Consider the following 16,769-nt stretch of genomic DNA (forward strand, 5'->3'; position numbering starts at 1 on the left):
TATCTCTTATTTATGCCACGACGCCGAACAAGCGGCCTATGCCGAAGGTCAAGACCATCGCCAGTGCGCCCCAGAACATTACGCGCAACGAGGCTTTGAGTATCGGCGCGCCACCTACACGGGCAGCTGCCGCCCCCAGAAAGGCCAAAAACACTAGCGAGAAGAGCGCCACCAGAAGAATCAGCAAGGACGGCGGCGCCCACCAAGCGATCAGCAACGGCAACAGGGCGCCAGCCGTGAAGGTCACAGCCGATGAAAAGGCCGCCTGGAGTGGGCGAGCTTGGCTTGTCTCGGTAATGCCAATCTCATCTCTGGCGTGAGCGCCTAGCGCATCGCTTGCCATCAGCTGTTCAGCGACTTGAGTGGCCAGCGCCGGTGTTAACCCACGCGCTTCATAAATCGCTGCCAGCTCTTCCAGTTCAGCATCAAAATGCTCCATCAACGCTTGGCTTTCAAGCGCAAGATCCGCATGCTCGGTGTCAGACTGTGAGCTAACGGAGACGTATTCACCGGCGGCCATCGACATAGCCCCGGCCACTAGACCAGCAATACCCGCTAACATAATGTCGCTATGCGCGGTGCTCGCTGCCGCCACACCGAGGATCAGGCTGCTAGTCGAGACAAGGCCATCATTCGCGCCCATGACGGCTGCGCGCAGCCAACCTGAACGGTTAGATCGATGGTGTTCTGTATGTTGCATAGCTTCACCTCGTGATTAATCTCGCCTTTCTTTCCAAACTTAGCCTGATGCGTCGTCATCAGTTCTGCCTTTTCACAACAGCAGCGGCCCCGTTTGATCCAGATAGGTAGGATCAAAACCGACCAGCGTGGTCAACCCATGGTAATCATCAAAAGTCACCACACCATGGCGAAACGTCATCAGTCCTTTTTCGCGTAGTTGTCTAAGCAAACGGTTAACGTGAACCGCCGTCAGCCCTAATGCATCCGCCAAATGGTACTGCGTTAACGGGCAGTAATAGCCTTGTTTATTGCCCATCCCGACCAGTGTCAGTCGAGCGCCGAGTTCAAGTAGAAAATGCGCCATGCGCTCTATGGCACTTCGTCGACCGATATTCACCAGGTGTTCAACCACCATGGCCTCATCACGCGATGCTGCCCATAAAACCGCCGTAGCTAACCGCAGGTGTTGGGCAAAAATGTCCAATAAATCACTCACCAACACTTCAGATACTTCAATATCCGAGATGGCCTCAATACTGTGATCAGAGGTGTGAAGCAAGGCACTTCTCAGGCCTAGAAAATCGCCCGGGATTTGGAAATCGACGATCTGACGTGAGCCATCCAGCAGAATCTTATACGAGCAAACCCAGCCTGCGGCCAAAATGTAGGCTTTTTGGTCTGACTGGCCCTGATGGACGAGATCTCTTCCTGCTAACACGGCCTTACGCCGCTGGTGTAAACGCGAGATAACCGTAAGCTCGACCTCCGACAGAGCCACAAATGCCCCCAGTTTGCGAGCAAGCGGCGTCGTTTCAATCGCCGTCATAACGTTTCCCAATGGGAGAAAAAAAGCAGAAGTCCAAAGCGCTGACTGCTTTCGATTAGCTCAGCATAACGGGCTTTGTGCCAATCTGCTGCAACTCATATGTGAGACGCATTGATTTAACGCTCGCCACTTAACGGAATGGAGAAACTCAGATGTCACATCATGTATCAAAAGATAAGGAGTTCGCAGGGTTGGCCGCACTGGCTATCTGCGAATCGCTGTTGCTGGCCATCAACGATCACCAGCTATTATCGGAAAGCGAAATCATCGGTGTGCTCACGGATGCCGCCAACACCCATGAGAATGCAGTGGGCCTGGATGACGAGTCGGAGACACACGTAGGGGTGGCCGCGTTAATCAACGCCATCATCAGCGGCGGCAACTCGGTACGGCGGCTTTAAGACAACGGGTTGCTAAGCGTCAGCTCCCCCCCCCTTTGGGTCCTGGGCTGCCTTCTTCCGAGAGTCGAACATGCTGGCCCGGCTGGCCCACTTTCACMCCTTTAAGTATCCACAAATTGAGGGTGCGTGTTCGTAAGGCGACACGCCCCTGAACATCTACCTCAGGCATCTGTACGGCCCAGAGAGAGGCAAAAAACACCGACTTTTAACCGGAATAACTGATGCTGATCAGCTTGTCACATGCGTGCAAGGGCTATCCTCTTTACATCTAGCGGATGGAACAGTTTGGGTGAAATCGTTTGGAGGTAACGGCGATTGAATTCATAAAGGAGCAACGATGTTAAAACGTCCGGCAACCACGGATACCGATAGGACCGTTACCGAAAGCGACACAGCGGCCGAAGACAACGCGGTATCGACCTTTTATCAAACCATCGACCAGTCCGCCCACCGGGCAGTGGCGAAAGCAACGTCAGGGCTTGCCCCTTCGGTGCTGGCGGTAGCGTGGATCGATTGGGCAGTCCACCTGTCTGTTTCACCGGGAAAGCAGTTGCAGCTGATGTCCTCAGCGATGCGAAATGCGCAGACGCTGTGGACACAGGTACTCGCATCACCAATGCGCGGGCCTCAAATGTTGGCCTCCCAAGCATCAGGCGACGAGCCCGACACCTTGGACCGGCGATTTGCTGATCAACGCTGGCGGCAATACCCCTTTAACATTTTGTCGCAGGCGCACCGCCAATACTGGCAATGGTGGCAAGAGGCCATGACCGGGGTCCATGGTGTGGCCCCTGCGCATGAAGACCTCATGGCGTTTGTCACCGGCCTTATGATTGACACAGCCTCGCCGTCCAATTTCGCCTTTACCAATCCGCAAGTCATCGCCGCTACGGTGGAGGAGAAAGGACAAAACGTTGTACGTGGTGCCAAGCAACTGGCCGAGGATGTCTACCGCAAGACCGGCAAAGCACAGCCTGCGGGCCCGCAGCCCTTTGAAGTAGGGCGCAATCTTGCGGTTACCCCCGGCAAGGTCGTCTTTCGTAACGATTTGATAGAGTTAATTCAATACACACCCAGCACCGAGACGGTTCGCCCTGAACCGATTTTTATCGTGCCTGCCTGGATCATGAAGTACTACATTCTTGATTTGTCAAAGACGAATTCACTGGTTCAATTTTTGGTGGCCCAGGGCTTCACCGTGTTCATCGTCTCTTGGAAGAACCCCGACGCAGAAGACCGTGAACTGGGCATGGATGAGTATCGTCAGCTGGGCATTATGGAAGCCATCGATGCCGTTCAAGCGATCACCCATGCTCCCAAACTCCATGCCGTCGGGTATTGTTTAGGTGGAACGCTCCTGGCTATCGCGGCGGCAACGATGGCGCGCGACGGCGATGAGCGTTTCGCGACCGTCACTTTCCTGGCCGCTCAAATCGATTTCACCGAGGCGGGACCGTTGCGTCTGTTCATCAACGACGCCCAGGTGACCATGATTGAAGACATGATGTCCGAGACCGGCTATCTGTCATCGGATCAGATGGCCGGCGCCTTTGCCTTGTTGCGCGCTCGCGATTTGATCTGGGCCCCTGCCATTCAGCGTTATTTGCTGGGGTTGCAGGGCCACTCCTTCGACCTGATGGCGTGGAATGCGGACGCAACGCGTATGCCCTCCCGGATGCACTCAGAGTACCTACGCTGGCTGTTCCTGAACAATGACCTGGCCGAAGGTCGCTACCAGGTGGATAGCAAAGCGATTGCGGTTACCGACATTCGTGCCCCCATCTTTGCCGTTGGCACTGAAGACGATCATGTGGCGCCCTGGCGTTCCGTCTACAAACTTCACCTATTAGTGAATGCTGATGTGACCTTCGTGCTCACCAGTGGCGGGCACAATGCGGGGATTGTGTCGGAACCGGGTCATCACAACCGCCATTTCCGCATCGCCGACACCGATGCAGATGCCTCTTACCGTTCACCTGATACCTGGTGCTCAGATACCGAGACACAGGCGGGATCGTGGTGGCCTGCGTTCACTGATTGGCTTGAAAAACAGTCGGGCGATCCCATCGCGCCTCCCCCACTGGGTGCCCGCTCAGGCCGGTATGCGGCACTGTGCGATGCGCCTGGCACCTATGTGAAGCAAACATGACCGCCCTCCACAACGGCCTGGAAAACGATCGGAAAGACGAGGAGCTTCCAGCGCTTGCTCTTAAAGACAAGGTCGCGCTGGTGGTCGGTGTCGCCAACGAGCACTCCATCGCCACCGGCTGCGCGCAAGCGTTTCGCTTAGCGGGTGCCGACGTTGCGCTGACCTATGCCACTGAACAGGCAAAGCCCTTTGTGATGCCCGTGGCTGATGCCATCGGCGCGGCGTTGCTGCTGCCCATGGACGTAGACGTTGAGGGCGAAATGGAGGCGGTCTTTAGCGCCATTGCCCAGCGCTGGGGACGACTCGACATCCTGGTCCACTCCATCGCTTATTGTCCTGCCGGGGATCTGCATGGGCGCGTCACCGATTGTTCACGCGCTGGCTTTGCCCAGGCCATGGATATATCCGTCCACTCACTGATACGTATGGCGCGCCTGGCCGAGCCACTGATGGTACAGGGTGGCTCAATCCTGACCATGACCTACTACGGGGGTGAGAAGGTCATCGATCATTACAACATCATGGGGCCCGTCAAAGCGGCGCTGGAGGGCACCATGCGTTCGCTGGCCGTTGAGCTGGGCCCCAAACGAATTCGCGTCAACGCCATCTCGCCAGGGCCGCTTAACACCAGAGCAGGCTCTGGGATTGCGCACTTCGATGAGCTCATAGACGCAGCGCGGTTACGGGCGCCGGAACAAGCGCTGGTGACGATTGAGGATGTCGGCCATATGGCGGTAATGCTTTCCAGTGATAACGCACGCTGCGTGTCAGGCGATACCGCCTATGTAGATGGAGGTTTTCATGTCCGAGCTTGAGCATGTCGAGGCGACACCTACCTATATAGAGAACAAAACCTACGACGAGATTTCGATCGGGGACAGCGCACAACTGACCCGGAGGTTAAAAACGCAGGACATTGAACTCTTTGCGGTCATGTCAGGCGACGTTAACCCCGCCCACGTGGATTCTGAATACGCTAAAACCGATATGTTTCATGGGGTCATTGCCCATGGCATGTGGGGCGGTGCCTTGATCTCGGCGGTTCTGGGCACTCAGCTACCCGGCCCCGGTACCATTTTCCTGACACAGAGCCTGAACTTCCTAGCCCCGGTCGGCCTAGGCGATACGGTCAAAGTGAGAGTGGAAGTCACCGAGAAACACCCCAAAGGCCGCTTGACCCTCGCCTGCACGTGCTTCAACGAGCACAACACGCTGGTGATTAACGGCACCGCGGAAGTCATCGCACCGCGTGAAAAAGTGCGCCGCCCTCGGGTTGTGTTGCCCGAAGTACACCTGCACGTGCAAGGCGCACACTATGCCAAGCTGATCGCCGCAACGCATCACCTATCCCCCATCCGAACCGCTGTCGTTCACCCCTGCGATGAACTGTCGATCACTGGCGCGCTGGAAGCCGCTCGCCAGGGCATGATTGTGCCCATCCTGGTGGGGCCCACGGCCAAGATTCACGCAGCGGCCAAGGCTGCCGGGGAGAGCCTGGCTGGCATAGAAATCGTCGATGCGGCGCATAGTCATGCCGCCGCGGATGCCGCCGTGGCGCTTGTCCGGGCCTCGCACGTGGCCGCGCTCATGAAGGGGTCGCTGCATACTGACGAACTCATGAACGCGGTCGTGAACACCGACACGGGCCTGCGCACTGAACGACGAATGAGCCATGTCTATGTGCTGGATGCTCCGCCCTACCCCAAACCCCTTTTCATTACCGATGCGGCGATCAATATTTACCCTGATATCGCGACTAAGCGTGACATCGTGCAGAACGCTATCGATCTTGCGCATACCCTAGGCATCCCACAACCCAAGGTGGCGATATTATCTGCGGTCGAAACCGTCAACCCCCACATCACCTCAACGCTGGATGCTGCAGCGTTGTGCAAAATGGCCGATCGAGGGCAAATCACCGGCGGTTTGCTCGATGGTCCGCTGGCCTTCGACAACGCCATTTCTGCCTCGGCAGCGGCCACCAAAGGGATCGTGTCTGACGTGGCGGGTGATGCCGACATATTGGTCGCCCCTGATCTCGAAGCAGCGAACATGATGGCAAAGCAGCTGATCTATTTGGCCGGTGCTGATGCGGCGGGCATTGTGCTGGGCGCGCGCGTGCCGATTATTCTGACCAGCCGAGCAGATAGCCCGATGGCGCGACTGGCCTCATGTGCCCTGGCACAGTGCTTTATCAGCTACGGGAACAATGGCTCTAGCGGGGAGAAAACAGCGCCATGACAGACGCGATTCTGGTGGTGAACGCGGGCTCATCGAGCCTCAAGTTTGCCCTCTACCCAGAGAGTTCCAACCCTACAGCGGCCCTCTTGCGAGGCAAGATTACCGGCGTTGGCAGCCGCTGTGTGTTTTCAGCGCGTGATGGCGAAGGCCGAGCCCTACCGCCAAGCGAAGGGATGTCTGTCGACGCTGTGGCAGCGCTTGATGATCTGATCCCTACGCTGCTTGAGTGGCTAAAAAATCACCGTGGGGGTGTCAATATCCTCGCGGCCGGTCACCGCGTCGTGCATGGCGGGCGCCACCACACCGGCCCCGCCAGGGTGACTGAGGCCCTGCTTGATGAACTGACAACCCTCGAACCGCTGGCGCCGCTTCATCAAGTCCACAATGTAAAGGCGATTCGCGCCGTGGCCGCTGCTCTCCCCGGTCTGCCTCAGGTCGCCTGCTTTGACACCAGCTTTCACCGCACCCAAGACCGGCTTGCCCAGCTKTTCGCACTGCCGCGCGCACTGACCGATGCGGGGATTATTCGCTATGGCTTTCACGGCCTGTCCTACGACTACATTGCCAGCACACTGCCTCACCATCTCGGCGCCAGGGCGGATGGACGCGTTATCGTGGCTCACTTAGGCAATGGCGCCAGCATGTGTGCCATGCAGGCTCGCCGCAGCGTGGCCACTAGCATGGGCTTCACTGCGCTTGATGGGCTCATGATGGGCCAGCGCTGCGGCACCATTGACCCCGGCGTTCTCTTGCATCTGCTTGACTGTTTGGGGATGACCACTCAGGAGGTCGGGCACCTACTTTATGAAGCGTCGGGGCTGTTAGGCGTATCGGGTATCAGTAATGATATGGCGATACTGCAATCAAGCCCTGCTGTCGAAGCGCGCGAGGCCATCGAGTTGTTTTGCTATCGCGCGGCAGGCGAACTGGCCATGCTGGCAACGGCCATCAAGGGGCTCGATACCATCGTGTTCACCGCCGGTATTGGCGAGCACTCGGCACTGGTCCGTCGTCTTATCTGTCAGCAGCTCGAATGGATGGGGGTGGCGTTGGACACTGACGCCAACGAACGTGATGCCGTCCGCATCAGTTCGACGGCATCAAGCGTTGACGTGCTGGTCATTCCCACTGATGAAGAGATCGTGATGGCCGGTGCGACGCACCGGCTAACCACGGGAGTGCATGCCCCCTTCCCGTCTCATGGCGCTAGTCATCCGTCGCCTCAGATCCGCACCCAAGGCCAGCAAGCTAATCAACGATCTTGATGCTGGTTTTCTCCCACGTCACACTGACCGCCAGCCCATTGGGTGTGCGATTATTAAGCGTAAGGTGTGCGTTTTGGCGCTGAGCCAACTCCGAGACAATCGATAAACCCAATCCGCTACCGGTGGTGCCCTGGCCAGACGCGCGCCGAAAGCGCTCCGTGACTTTATCCAACAGTGCCTCGGGGAGCCCGGGGCCAGTGTCTCTCACCGTGAGTTGAGGCAACCCCTCCCAAAGCGCCAACTCTACCTCTACTTGACCGCCTTCTGGCGTATAGCGCAAGGCGTTATCCAGTAGATTACGGAAGAGAATTCCCACCTCGACTTCGTCGGCGCGAACCTCCAACCGGGTTAAGCCGGTTAGCCTCAAGTGCTGATCTCGCTCTTCAGCGAGTGGCCACAGCTCAGCTACCAGTTCAGCAATAATCGGATAGAGGTCGATAGTGGCCGGTGAGGTTGTGGCAACTTGATCCAATCGAGCCAAAATAAGCAGTTGCTCTACCACCCGCTGAAGCCGCTCAACCCCGACATAAGCCTTTTGTAATGATTGCTCGCCCCCTGCCTGCGCATTATCTAAGTGGATTCTCAGCGCTGCCAAGGGCGTGCGTAATTCATGGGCCGCATCTGCAGTGAAGCGCCGCTCACGTTCTAACGTTGCTTTCAACCGGGCGATAAAGTCGTTTAGCGATTGACGTAATCCATTAAGCTCTTGAGGAACCGAATTATCAATTTGACGCAGGTCGTGGGCGGAGCGGCCTTGTACCTGGCTGGAAAGCGCTTGGATGGGTGCAATACCCCAACGAATAATTCGACTCATCAGCCAAAGAAGGAGTGGCAGCAACAGGAGCATCGGCAACACGTTGTTCCAGGTGATGCGCTCCACCACTTCATCATGAAACGACCCTCGCAGCCCCATGCTGATCCAGGTATCGCTGGCAACATCGAACATGCTGAAAACCCGCCAACGATGGCCATCGTAGCTTTCCCAGCGAAAACCCTCCTCTAAAGGCGCGGGGAAAGGCCCTGCATCACTCCATTTGCCCCCTAATAGCCTGGGTGAGCCATCGGGATTCCAAAAACCCAGTACTAATTTAAGCTCTTCCTCGTGGTAAAGCTTGGGACCTGATACAGAGCTGCTCACGGGGACTGCGTTACCGTCGCGATATAGCTGGGCCGGATGTTCTGGTAGGCCCATGCGTGAAGCCAAGCGAGCATAGTCGTCAATGGTCGCGTTGGGATCGAGCTGGCCAGCCACAATCCGGCTGTGCAGACTGAGCTGTGTATCGAGAATTTCTTCTAACTCGTGATCGGTAATTAAGTAAGCCGCGGTAACCGCCACGCCCCCGGCGACAACCATGGTAATGGCTAGCGTGCGAAGAAGATAACGCCGTATCGATCTCATTGCGCCTGGCTATCCAGCCGGTAGCCAATCCCACGCACGTTAATAATCAGATGCTTTTCAAGCTTTTTACGCAGATGATGAATGTGAACTTCCACCGTGTTGGACTCTACCTCTTCGCCCCAGCCGTAAAGCAAATTTTCTAAACGAGGGCGAGATAGCACCCTGTCAGGGTGCCTAGCTAGCTCTAGCAATAAGGCATACTCGCGTCGGCCCAACTTTACGTCTTTGCCCCGCCAACTCACCGCATGGCGAGCCTCATCAATACTCAGTGCACCCAGCGTCAATATTTGTGAGGCACGCCCCTCTGCGCGTCGCATGACGACACGCAAACGGGCAAGTAGCTCCTGCAAATTGAAAGGCTTGAGCACATAGTCATCCGCCCCCGCATCTAAACCGCCAATACGGTCTTCCATCGCATCGCGGGCCGTCAAAATCAGAATAGGCAGAGTAGATTGCTGTCGGAGTAAATGCAGTACCTGCATACCGTCCATATCAGGCAGTCCAAGATCCAAAATAATCACGCTGAAGGTCTCGCTGCCGATAGCACTAATTGCCTCGCGGCCAAGCATAAACCAATCGACCGCGTAGCCCTCGCGCTCTAGCGCCGTCTTAATGCCATCCCCAAGCAAGGGGTCATCTTCTATGAGCAGTGCACGCATGCTGATTCCCTCAATCGACAAGCCGCTATCTTGGCTACCAAAACTTAAGCTTTTCTTAAATGCGGCAACTTACTTCCCAAAAAGCGACCTCATCTGAATTCAATCAACAAGCCTAACACTCTATTTTTGCRAAYCTCTTRCGCRGYTTAACTCTTCTTTAAGTTATTTAGGCTCAAGCTKCCTCTTTCGCCATGGGCAAAGCCAAAGCAGCGCCTTCAATGGCGGTCATTTTGAATCTGCCYTRTCGCTRCCRTGGGCAGRWCATTKTCWATTAAYTGAACAGAGCGCCAKAGTATGCACTTACTAACMCTYATTAGAACAAACTATTATTTAAAAATAATGGCCCGTTTTTTAGAAAAAAAATGAAGCGATATTTACTGGGAGGCATAAAGTATATCGTCAAAGCGCCTGAACCAGAAACCATTGACAGCCTTGTGGGCATAGAAAAAATCCTAATTATTCGCCCCAATTTTCGTCTAGGCAACGCGCTAATTAGTACCCCTGTCATCGATGCTTTTCGTGAACGTTTTCCTTGCGCGCGCATAGACTATTTAGCGACTGATAAAACATGGCCACTGTTGCAACAACGACCTGTTGATTATTTCTTTTTACTGTCTAGAAGCGCCATTCTTCGACCTTGGCAGTGTGTGACATTATTACGACGTTTACGAGCACAACGCTATGACCTGGCGGTACAAGTGAGCGGAGGATCAACGAGCGGCTTTATMGTGACCCGGTTAATAGGGGCRCGGTACAGCATGGGKTCRCGYAAAGGTCACCAGCGSTGGTACAGCATTGAGGCKGAAGGTAAGTCATCACAYGCCTAYGATGCCATCGTCAAYTTGACACGYCCGCTYGGYGTTGACTGCCGTAAYCGGCCATTGCTCCAGCCAACAGAGCAGGAACGCAATTAGGCAATGACGAAAATACAGCAGCTTGTCAGCCTTCATAGCGATCATCCATCAGATACAAATTTTATTGCCATCTTCGTTGGTGGGCATCAAAACAAACGTTGGCCGTTGGAATTTTGGTTAATGCTCATCGATGCCATGGAAGCCAGTAAAATACGCTATGTCGTATTTCTTGGACCGGAGGAGTTTAGGCTTCTAGCACCTATTGAGCGGCGTTTGATGTCATCACTTTATGGCAGCTTATGCCCACCACTTCCTATCCGCCAATTTGCCGCCGTTTTGGAACGTGCGCGGTTACTCGTGACGCCAGACTCGGGGCCTATGCACTTAGCGGCAGCACTCGATGTCGCCACCATTTCCCTAGTACGTCAGAAAAAATCACTCGCTTTCGTACCACGAGAAGCCTATGACACTATTCTGTGGCGCCCAGAAATCAGCACGGTAATAGAAGCCATACGCGCTAATCTTGATGGCCAAAACTCAACGGCTCCCGTTCAATCGGCCTCGGCAACAAACCAACTAACACAGTGGGTAACACCACCACCCAGTGCTGACCCTTTGTATTCTAGCTACTGAATTAAAGTGCATAACTGTTCGTTAAGTTTTGCACTTTATAGTGACCCTACTGTTACGTTATCGAGAGTACTGCCTTGCCTATTTCAACGACGTCAAAACCCAATGGCACGGGTGTTAAACGCATATTCCGCGCCTCTAGAAATGCAGCATCGGGTTTAAAAGCTTGCTGGATAAATGAATCTGCCTTTCGACAAGAGGTAATGCTCTGTCTCATCCTCTACCCTTTTGTATTTTTTGTTAATGTCACTTCTGTGGAAAAAGCATTGCTGTTTTCTTCACTCACACTTGTATTGATAGTGGAGCTCATTAACTCCGCCATAGAAAGCACCATTGACCGTATCGGACTAGAACATAACGAACTTAGCGGACGTGCTAAAGACATGGGGGCTGCCGCCGTCATGATGACCCTTTTTATGATGATGGGTGTGTGGCTATGCGTACTACTCTACTAAATGTTCTCAAACCCGTAGCATCCACATGGATTTTATTTCTAATCGCCATGTCAGTTTTCAGCATTTTAAATATAGATTTCACGTTAACTGACTTTATATACCGTCTTCAGGGAAATTTCTGGGCATGGAAAGATACCTTAATTACCCAAAAAATACTTCACAAAGGCGGCAAATGGCTAAGCTTGACGATGGGTTTAGCCACATTACTCCTATTGATACTAAGTACCATGGTGACGCATCTTAAAGCGTATCGCACGCCGCTTTTATATCTTTTTTCCGCAACGCTTATTTCAACGCTGCTTGTCGCAACAATTAAGCACTTGGTGAGCATGGAATGCCCTTGGGATTTAGATCGCTATGGTGGGGCACGAGACTTTATTGGCTTGCTCAACAACCGGCCTTCTTCAATACCAGCGTCCGCCTGCTTTCCCGCCGGGCATGCCAGCGCAGGCTATACGTGGATAGCCTTCTACTTCTTTTTTGCCGCCATACGGCCCAACTGGCGATGGGCAGGGCTTGCACTGGGTTTAGGGCTTGGCCTTACGTTTGGGATCACTCAACAGTTACGCGGGGCGCACTTTCTCTCTCACGACCTCTGGACCGTCATGATTTGTTGGACCGTAAGCTTTGTCCTTTCAAGATTTTTATTAACCCCCAGCGTTCATTAATCTTTTCGTACAGAGAGCCTTTCGATGCCCCCTTTACTATCATTGCCTTCAAAAATTGTTGGCACCGCTTGGCATTATCGCCCGACATTAAGCACGGAGCAGCTTGTCTTATGGGTCGTTGTCATATTCAGTGTTTTTTACAATATGCCTTTTTGGCAACAAGCCTTTGCTGGCTATGACCTTCTTGCCGTCCAGACATGGCTAACCTTTGCCAATATGTTTTTGGTGATGACCTGCCTTAACTATTTGGTCTTCATTAGCCTTGCTTTTCGAACGCTGGTAAAACCCTTATTAATCTTACTGTTTCTGATTGCCGCCTTCGTCAGTTACTTTACTAGCTATTACGGCACCTATTTTGATACTTCAATGTTAGACAACGTGCTTCAAACGGATACTAACGAAGCACAGGAACTTTTCACAGCTGGTTTACTGATTCATTTGGCCATCTTTTTTGGCTTGCCTACCGTCATGATTTGGCGCGTTAACATCACACCTTCATCCTGGAAGAAGGCAATATTGCGTCGCTTGGCTTATTGCCTTGCCAGCACTGTTATATTGCTGTTAGCGCTCTTTTTATCTTATCAAGAAGTGTCGTCACTCATGCGCAACAATAAAGAGCTTCGCTACTTGGTGACCCCAGGTAATTATATTGTTTCGATGGCGCAGGCGCTTTCCAGCCAACACGCTTCCGCGAATACGGTGCGTTCCCCAGTGGGTGAGGACGCCAGTATCAGTTCACAAGCGGGTGACAAACCCACACTGCTCGTCATCGTGGTGGGCGAAACGGTACGGGCGGCGAATTGGGGGTTAAATGGTTATGAACGCCAAACCACACCTAAACTTGCCCTGCAGCCTGACGTTATCAATTTTTCAGATGTTTCCTCATGCGGCACAAGCACTGCAGTTTCATTACCCTGCATGTTTTCATTACCAGGGCGTGCTGATTACGATAAATCTTATGCTCAGCAACATGAATCCTTGCTGGACGTATTAGCCCACGCCGGGTTAGAGGTCACCTGGCTTGATAACCAGTCAGGCTGTAAAGGTGTCTGCGACGGAGTGACAACAAAAGCGCTCTCGCCAGAGGAGTATGCGTCTTTGTGTCCAGAAGGGCGATGCTTGGATGAAGCACTGGTTCAAGCCTTGAACAAGCAAATTAGCGGTACCTCAGCTGATCAGGTGGTCGTGCTGCATCAGCTAGGCAACCATGGCCCCAGCTATTACCAACGTTACCCTGATGACTACGAACGTTTTGTTCCCTCTTGTACCACTGCGGATTTAGCCAAGTGCTCAAGTGATGCTATTACCAACAGCTACGACAATGCCATTCTGTATACCGACACTGTGTTGGATCAGGTGATTGAGATGTTAAAGCGTCAGGATGACTACGCAACTGCGATGATCTATCTCTCTGATCATGGTGAATCATTAGGCGAAAAGGGGTTTTATTTGCACGGCATTCCCTACGCCATTGCCCCAGACGAACAGACGCATGTGCCTATGGTTTGGTGGCTGTCCAGTTCATTCTCACAGCAGCAAGGGCTTAATACGGACTGCTTACGCCAAGTCGCTGATGAAACTGCCTCGCACGATAACTTATTTCACAGCGTGCTGGGTTTGCTTAACGTAGCAACGGACGTTTACCAGCAGGCAAAAGATATTAGCCAAACGTGCCGGAGTCTCACCAATTAATAAATGCTTAAGTGATCGTTAAGTATTCCATGGCAAGCTGCTATCCACTCTGCTCAACTATTCTGGTGTATGCACATGGTTTTATCGCATTTATTGGACTCCAGCCAAGTTTTTTGGAGACGGCTGCTACCCAAAAAAATGGCAACCTCGGAGGACTTGGTAGGCGGCATCAATACATCTATTCATTCTGCTGAATGGCCTACCATTAGAGCCAGCGTTGTTTTAGTCACTTTACTAACGCTTCTTCTATGGATGACGGGAATAGAAAAAATCGAGATTATCATCGCCTCACTAAGTGTAATGTCAGCTGGTATATCACAGTTGCTCAGTCGCTATTTTCTTACAATGTATTAAAAATAGTAGAAATTGAGTTAATAGAAACGCTTGACGCTTTAGGAGCTGCAGGAGTTGGAACCTTAATAGCTTTATAGCTTTATAGCTTTATATTTATTGAATTAACAAACTTAATATTTAATTTAGGAAATAGGCCTCTTATTTATGCCGCTAGGTAAAATTGAAGAATGAAAAAATGGCGGATGCATAAACCCTCTGCGAAGACTCAACAATTATTAAGTTATAATTTTTTGCGCTGCAAATTTATAGAGATTTTTGACACGAGAGTGGCAGACTTTGCGCCTATACATGACACCACACCATTTCGTAGGATTACTACAAAAATCGGTTATGTCACGACAAACCGCAAATTATGTCATTTTGGCTGGAATTTATGTCACAACAGACTGGAAACGACAAGAAATGGAGGCGGCCCCAAAAGCCACATCCCGGCACACGCAGCCACCACTACCGTTGCTCCCTTCCGGGCCTGGCGGGGTTCGCAGTTTAGCGTTGCGGGAGGACCTAAGGGGCCACCATAACGGCACACTCTGTGATTTATCCTACTGCTTACAGGCAGTAGCGAGTGTGCTGAGGTTGATGTGGTGGCTACGCCCTGATTTGAACAGGGGACCCCATCATTATGAGTGATGTGCTCTAACCAGCTGAGCTACGTAGCCTTTTCCTCATCAACGGGTGCAGATTATGCCTACCTTAATGACGAAAGGCAAGCCGGATTCCGGCTTGCCCTGCTAGTCAAAAAGCGTACCGAAATTGGCTTACTGAATAGCGGCGCGAACAGCCTCTGCTCCAGGCTCGCCATCGCGGGTTGTCMCACCTTCCAACCACTCATCCAGCACACCATCGTTGGCGTTCAAGTATTCCCGAGCGGCATCACGAGGGTCTTCACCATCATCCATGATCGCGCTCATCAATTGGTTTTCCATTTCCAGTGTAAACGTCATATTGCGTAATAACGCTCCCACATTGGGGCACTCATCCACGAAACCGGCACGGGTATTGGTATGCACCGTCGCGCCGCCTAAATCGGGGCCAAAATAGTCATCGGCATCAGAAAGATAGGCCATATCAAAGTTGGAGTTCATGGGGTGCGGCTCCCAACCTAAAAACACCATCCACTGCTCATTAGGCACCCGAGCGCGCAGTTCTGCCAACATGCCGGCTTCACTGGAATCGATCACCTGCCAATCGCCTAACCCGTAAGCATCGTCATCGATCATCTGCTCGATGAGCTCGTTGCCGTCGTTACCCGCTTCGATGCCGTGCACGCTGCTATCAAACTGATCTGCGTGCTCTGCTAAATCGTTAACCGACGTTACGCCTGCATCGTAAACATATTGAGGCACTGCCAGTGTGTACTTGGCCCCTTCCAGGTTGGCTACCAGACGTTCGACTTCACCGCGCTCGATGTAAGGATCACTAATGGAGGCCATGGAGGGCATCCAGTTACCCAGGAAGACATCGAAATCATTGTTGCGCATACCGGCGTAGGCAATCGGTACGGAAACTGTATCCACGCTCGGCTCGTAACCCAACCCCTCGAGGACTTCGCTGGCGAGCGCAGTGGTGGCGGTGATATCCGTCCAACCCACTTCGGCAAAGCGCACGCTGCTGCACTCATTGGCATAAGCCGCCGTTGGCAAACCCGCTGCCAGTAATAAAGCACCCGCGTAGCGTGAAGAAATTCTGCTCATCATCGTTGTCCCCTTAAAGCGATAAATATTGTCGACGTCTTTTTATTGATTGAACGTTCAATAAAAAAATGCCATCATGGTTAGGTAATCATGTCTACGCCCGGGTTTCAAGCATCGACCCGCGTCAGACATTCAACGAATTGGGAGAACATCTCTAGGAGAACACTGTGCCAAAGGTGGGAATGGAACCGATACGCCGCCAGCAGTTAATAAATGCGACCATGGCAGCCATTGATGAAGTCGGCCTAGCCGAAACCACCGTGATGCGCATTGCGCGTCATGCGGGCGTTTCAGCGGGCATTATCAGCCACTACTTTGGCGGTAAAGATGGCCTGCTGGAAGCGACCATGCGGCAAATCCTGACCGACCTAACCACGGCTGTTGCGGTGCGCCGCCATGCGTTAGAAGACGACTCTCCGCGCGCCCATATCGGTGCCATTATTGAAGGTAACTTTGACCGCACTCAGGTCACCGGCCCCGCCGCCAAGACCTGGTTAGCGTTCTGGGCCAGCAGCATGCACAAGCCGATGCTGCAACGGCTGCAAAACGTTAATGATCGACGCCTTTACAGCAATTTATGTCACCAGTTTCGACGTGTGATGCCTCGCTTAGAGGCCCGTAACGCCGCCCGCGGTCTGGCCGCCATGATTGATGGGCTATGGCTACGCGGCGCACTAACGCCAGAAGGCCTTGATGCTGAAGAAGCGCGCTTTCTTGCCCACACCCATCTCGATCAGCTTTTTGCTCACTATGGATGCCAACAACCCGCATCCAACACTTACAGCTAATTTTTATCTTATT

Annotated in this window: 15 protein-coding genes, 1 tRNA gene and 1 other RNA gene; 10 read left to right on the forward strand and 7 right to left on the reverse strand. The window is 53.0% G+C overall.

Annotated features, from left to right (window positions below):
• Window positions 1-10: 10 nt before the first annotated feature.
• Window positions 11-700, reverse strand: coding sequence for a VIT1/CCC1 transporter family protein (locus HALO_RS13475; RefSeq protein ID WP_035578882.1), 690 nt, complete (start codon window positions 698-700; stop codon window positions 11-13).
• Window positions 701-772: 72 nt separating this feature from the next.
• Window positions 773-1,507, reverse strand: coding sequence for a Crp/Fnr family transcriptional regulator (locus HALO_RS13480; protein WP_035578880.1), 735 nt, complete (start codon window positions 1,505-1,507; stop codon window positions 773-775).
• Window positions 1,508-1,659: 152 nt separating this feature from the next.
• Here HALO_RS13480 and HALO_RS13485 point away from each other — a divergent pair, with 152 nt between their 5' ends.
• The 5 genes from HALO_RS13485 (at window position 1,660) to HALO_RS13505 (ending at window position 7,563) form a co-directional block, all read left to right on the forward strand.
• Entirely contained in the window at window positions 1,660-1,908 is a 249-nt protein-coding gene (locus HALO_RS13485; protein ID WP_035578878.1) for a hypothetical protein, read from the forward strand.
• A 337-nt stretch (window positions 1,909-2,245) separates the two neighbouring features.
• Window positions 2,246-4,057: a PHA/PHB synthase family protein gene (locus HALO_RS13490; RefSeq protein WP_035578875.1), complete on the forward strand. Its 1,812-nt coding sequence runs from the start codon at window positions 2,246-2,248 to the stop codon at window positions 4,055-4,057.
• Window positions 4,054-4,872 (forward strand): enoyl-ACP reductase FabI, encoded by an 819-nt coding sequence (fabI, locus tag HALO_RS13495; protein ID WP_081899058.1) that lies wholly within the window; start codon window positions 4,054-4,056, stop codon window positions 4,870-4,872. Before HALO_RS13490 ends, fabI begins: the two co-directional genes overlap by 4 nt.
• Window positions 4,859-6,298 (forward strand): bifunctional enoyl-CoA hydratase/phosphate acetyltransferase, encoded by a 1,440-nt coding sequence (locus HALO_RS13500; protein WP_050713530.1) that lies wholly within the window; start codon window positions 4,859-4,861, stop codon window positions 6,296-6,298. Before fabI ends, HALO_RS13500 begins: the two co-directional genes overlap by 14 nt.
• A complete protein-coding gene (locus tag HALO_RS13505; protein WP_081899057.1) occupies window positions 6,295-7,563 on the forward strand; it encodes an acetate/propionate family kinase in 1,269 nt (422 codons plus the stop codon). The genes HALO_RS13500 and HALO_RS13505 overlap by 4 nt, the downstream gene beginning before the upstream one ends.
• On the opposite strand, the gene HALO_RS13510 is transcribed toward HALO_RS13505, so the two are convergent.
• Both HALO_RS13510 and HALO_RS13515 read right to left on the reverse strand, forming a co-directional pair.
• A complete protein-coding gene (locus tag HALO_RS13510; RefSeq protein WP_035578873.1) occupies window positions 7,547-8,962 on the reverse strand; it encodes an ATP-binding protein in 1,416 nt (471 codons plus the stop codon). The two genes, HALO_RS13505 and HALO_RS13510, sit on opposite strands and share 17 nt — an antisense overlap.
• Window positions 8,959-9,621 (reverse strand): response regulator, encoded by a 663-nt coding sequence (locus HALO_RS13515; protein ID WP_035578869.1) that lies wholly within the window; start codon window positions 9,619-9,621, stop codon window positions 8,959-8,961. The genes HALO_RS13510 and HALO_RS13515 overlap by 4 nt, the downstream gene beginning before the upstream one ends.
• Before the next feature lie 917 nt (window positions 9,622-10,538).
• Here HALO_RS13515 and HALO_RS23535 point away from each other — a divergent pair.
• From HALO_RS23535 to HALO_RS13535, 4 genes are all read left to right on the forward strand, one after another.
• The gene (locus HALO_RS23535) at window positions 10,539-11,108 is read left to right on the forward strand and encodes a glycosyltransferase family 9 protein (RefSeq protein WP_231896715.1); all 570 of its coding nucleotides are present in this window, start codon (window positions 10,539-10,541) and stop codon (window positions 11,106-11,108) included.
• 74 nt (window positions 11,109-11,182) lie between these two features.
• On the forward strand, window positions 11,183-11,560 hold the full coding sequence (locus tag HALO_RS13525; RefSeq protein WP_231896716.1) for a diacylglycerol kinase: 378 nt from the start codon (window positions 11,183-11,185) through the stop codon (window positions 11,558-11,560).
• Window positions 11,542-12,228, forward strand: coding sequence for a phosphatase PAP2 family protein (locus tag HALO_RS13530; protein ID WP_035578864.1), 687 nt, complete (start codon window positions 11,542-11,544; stop codon window positions 12,226-12,228). Before HALO_RS13525 ends, HALO_RS13530 begins: the two co-directional genes overlap by 19 nt.
• A 24-nt stretch (window positions 12,229-12,252) precedes the next feature.
• The gene (locus HALO_RS13535) at window positions 12,253-13,920 is read left to right on the forward strand and encodes a phosphoethanolamine transferase (protein ID WP_035578862.1); all 1,668 of its coding nucleotides are present in this window, start codon (window positions 12,253-12,255) and stop codon (window positions 13,918-13,920) included.
• Window positions 13,921-14,686: 766 nt separating this feature from the next.
• Here HALO_RS13535 and ffs read toward each other — a convergent pair.
• From ffs to HALO_RS13550, 3 genes are all read right to left on the reverse strand, one after another.
• An RNA gene (gene ffs / locus HALO_RS13540) (signal recognition particle sRNA small type) lies at window positions 14,687-14,783 on the reverse strand.
• Between the two features lie 73 nt (window positions 14,784-14,856).
• Window positions 14,857-14,933: transfer RNA gene (locus tag HALO_RS13545), tRNA-Met, on the reverse strand.
• Between the two features lie 99 nt (window positions 14,934-15,032).
• Window positions 15,033-15,971, reverse strand: coding sequence for a choline ABC transporter substrate-binding protein (locus HALO_RS13550; RefSeq protein WP_092490843.1), 939 nt, complete (start codon window positions 15,969-15,971; stop codon window positions 15,033-15,035).
• Window positions 15,972-16,135: 164 nt separating this feature from the next.
• Between HALO_RS13550 and betI the strand changes: the two genes are divergently transcribed.
• Window positions 16,136-16,756 (forward strand): transcriptional regulator BetI, encoded by a 621-nt coding sequence (gene betI, locus HALO_RS13555; RefSeq protein WP_186436934.1) that lies wholly within the window; start codon window positions 16,136-16,138, stop codon window positions 16,754-16,756.
• Window positions 16,757-16,769: the final 13 nt, after the last annotated feature.

This window comes from Halomonas sp. R57-5 (genome assembly GCF_900070345.1).
GTDB classification, from domain to species: Bacteria; Pseudomonadota; Gammaproteobacteria; order Pseudomonadales; family Halomonadaceae; genus Vreelandella; species Vreelandella ventosae_B.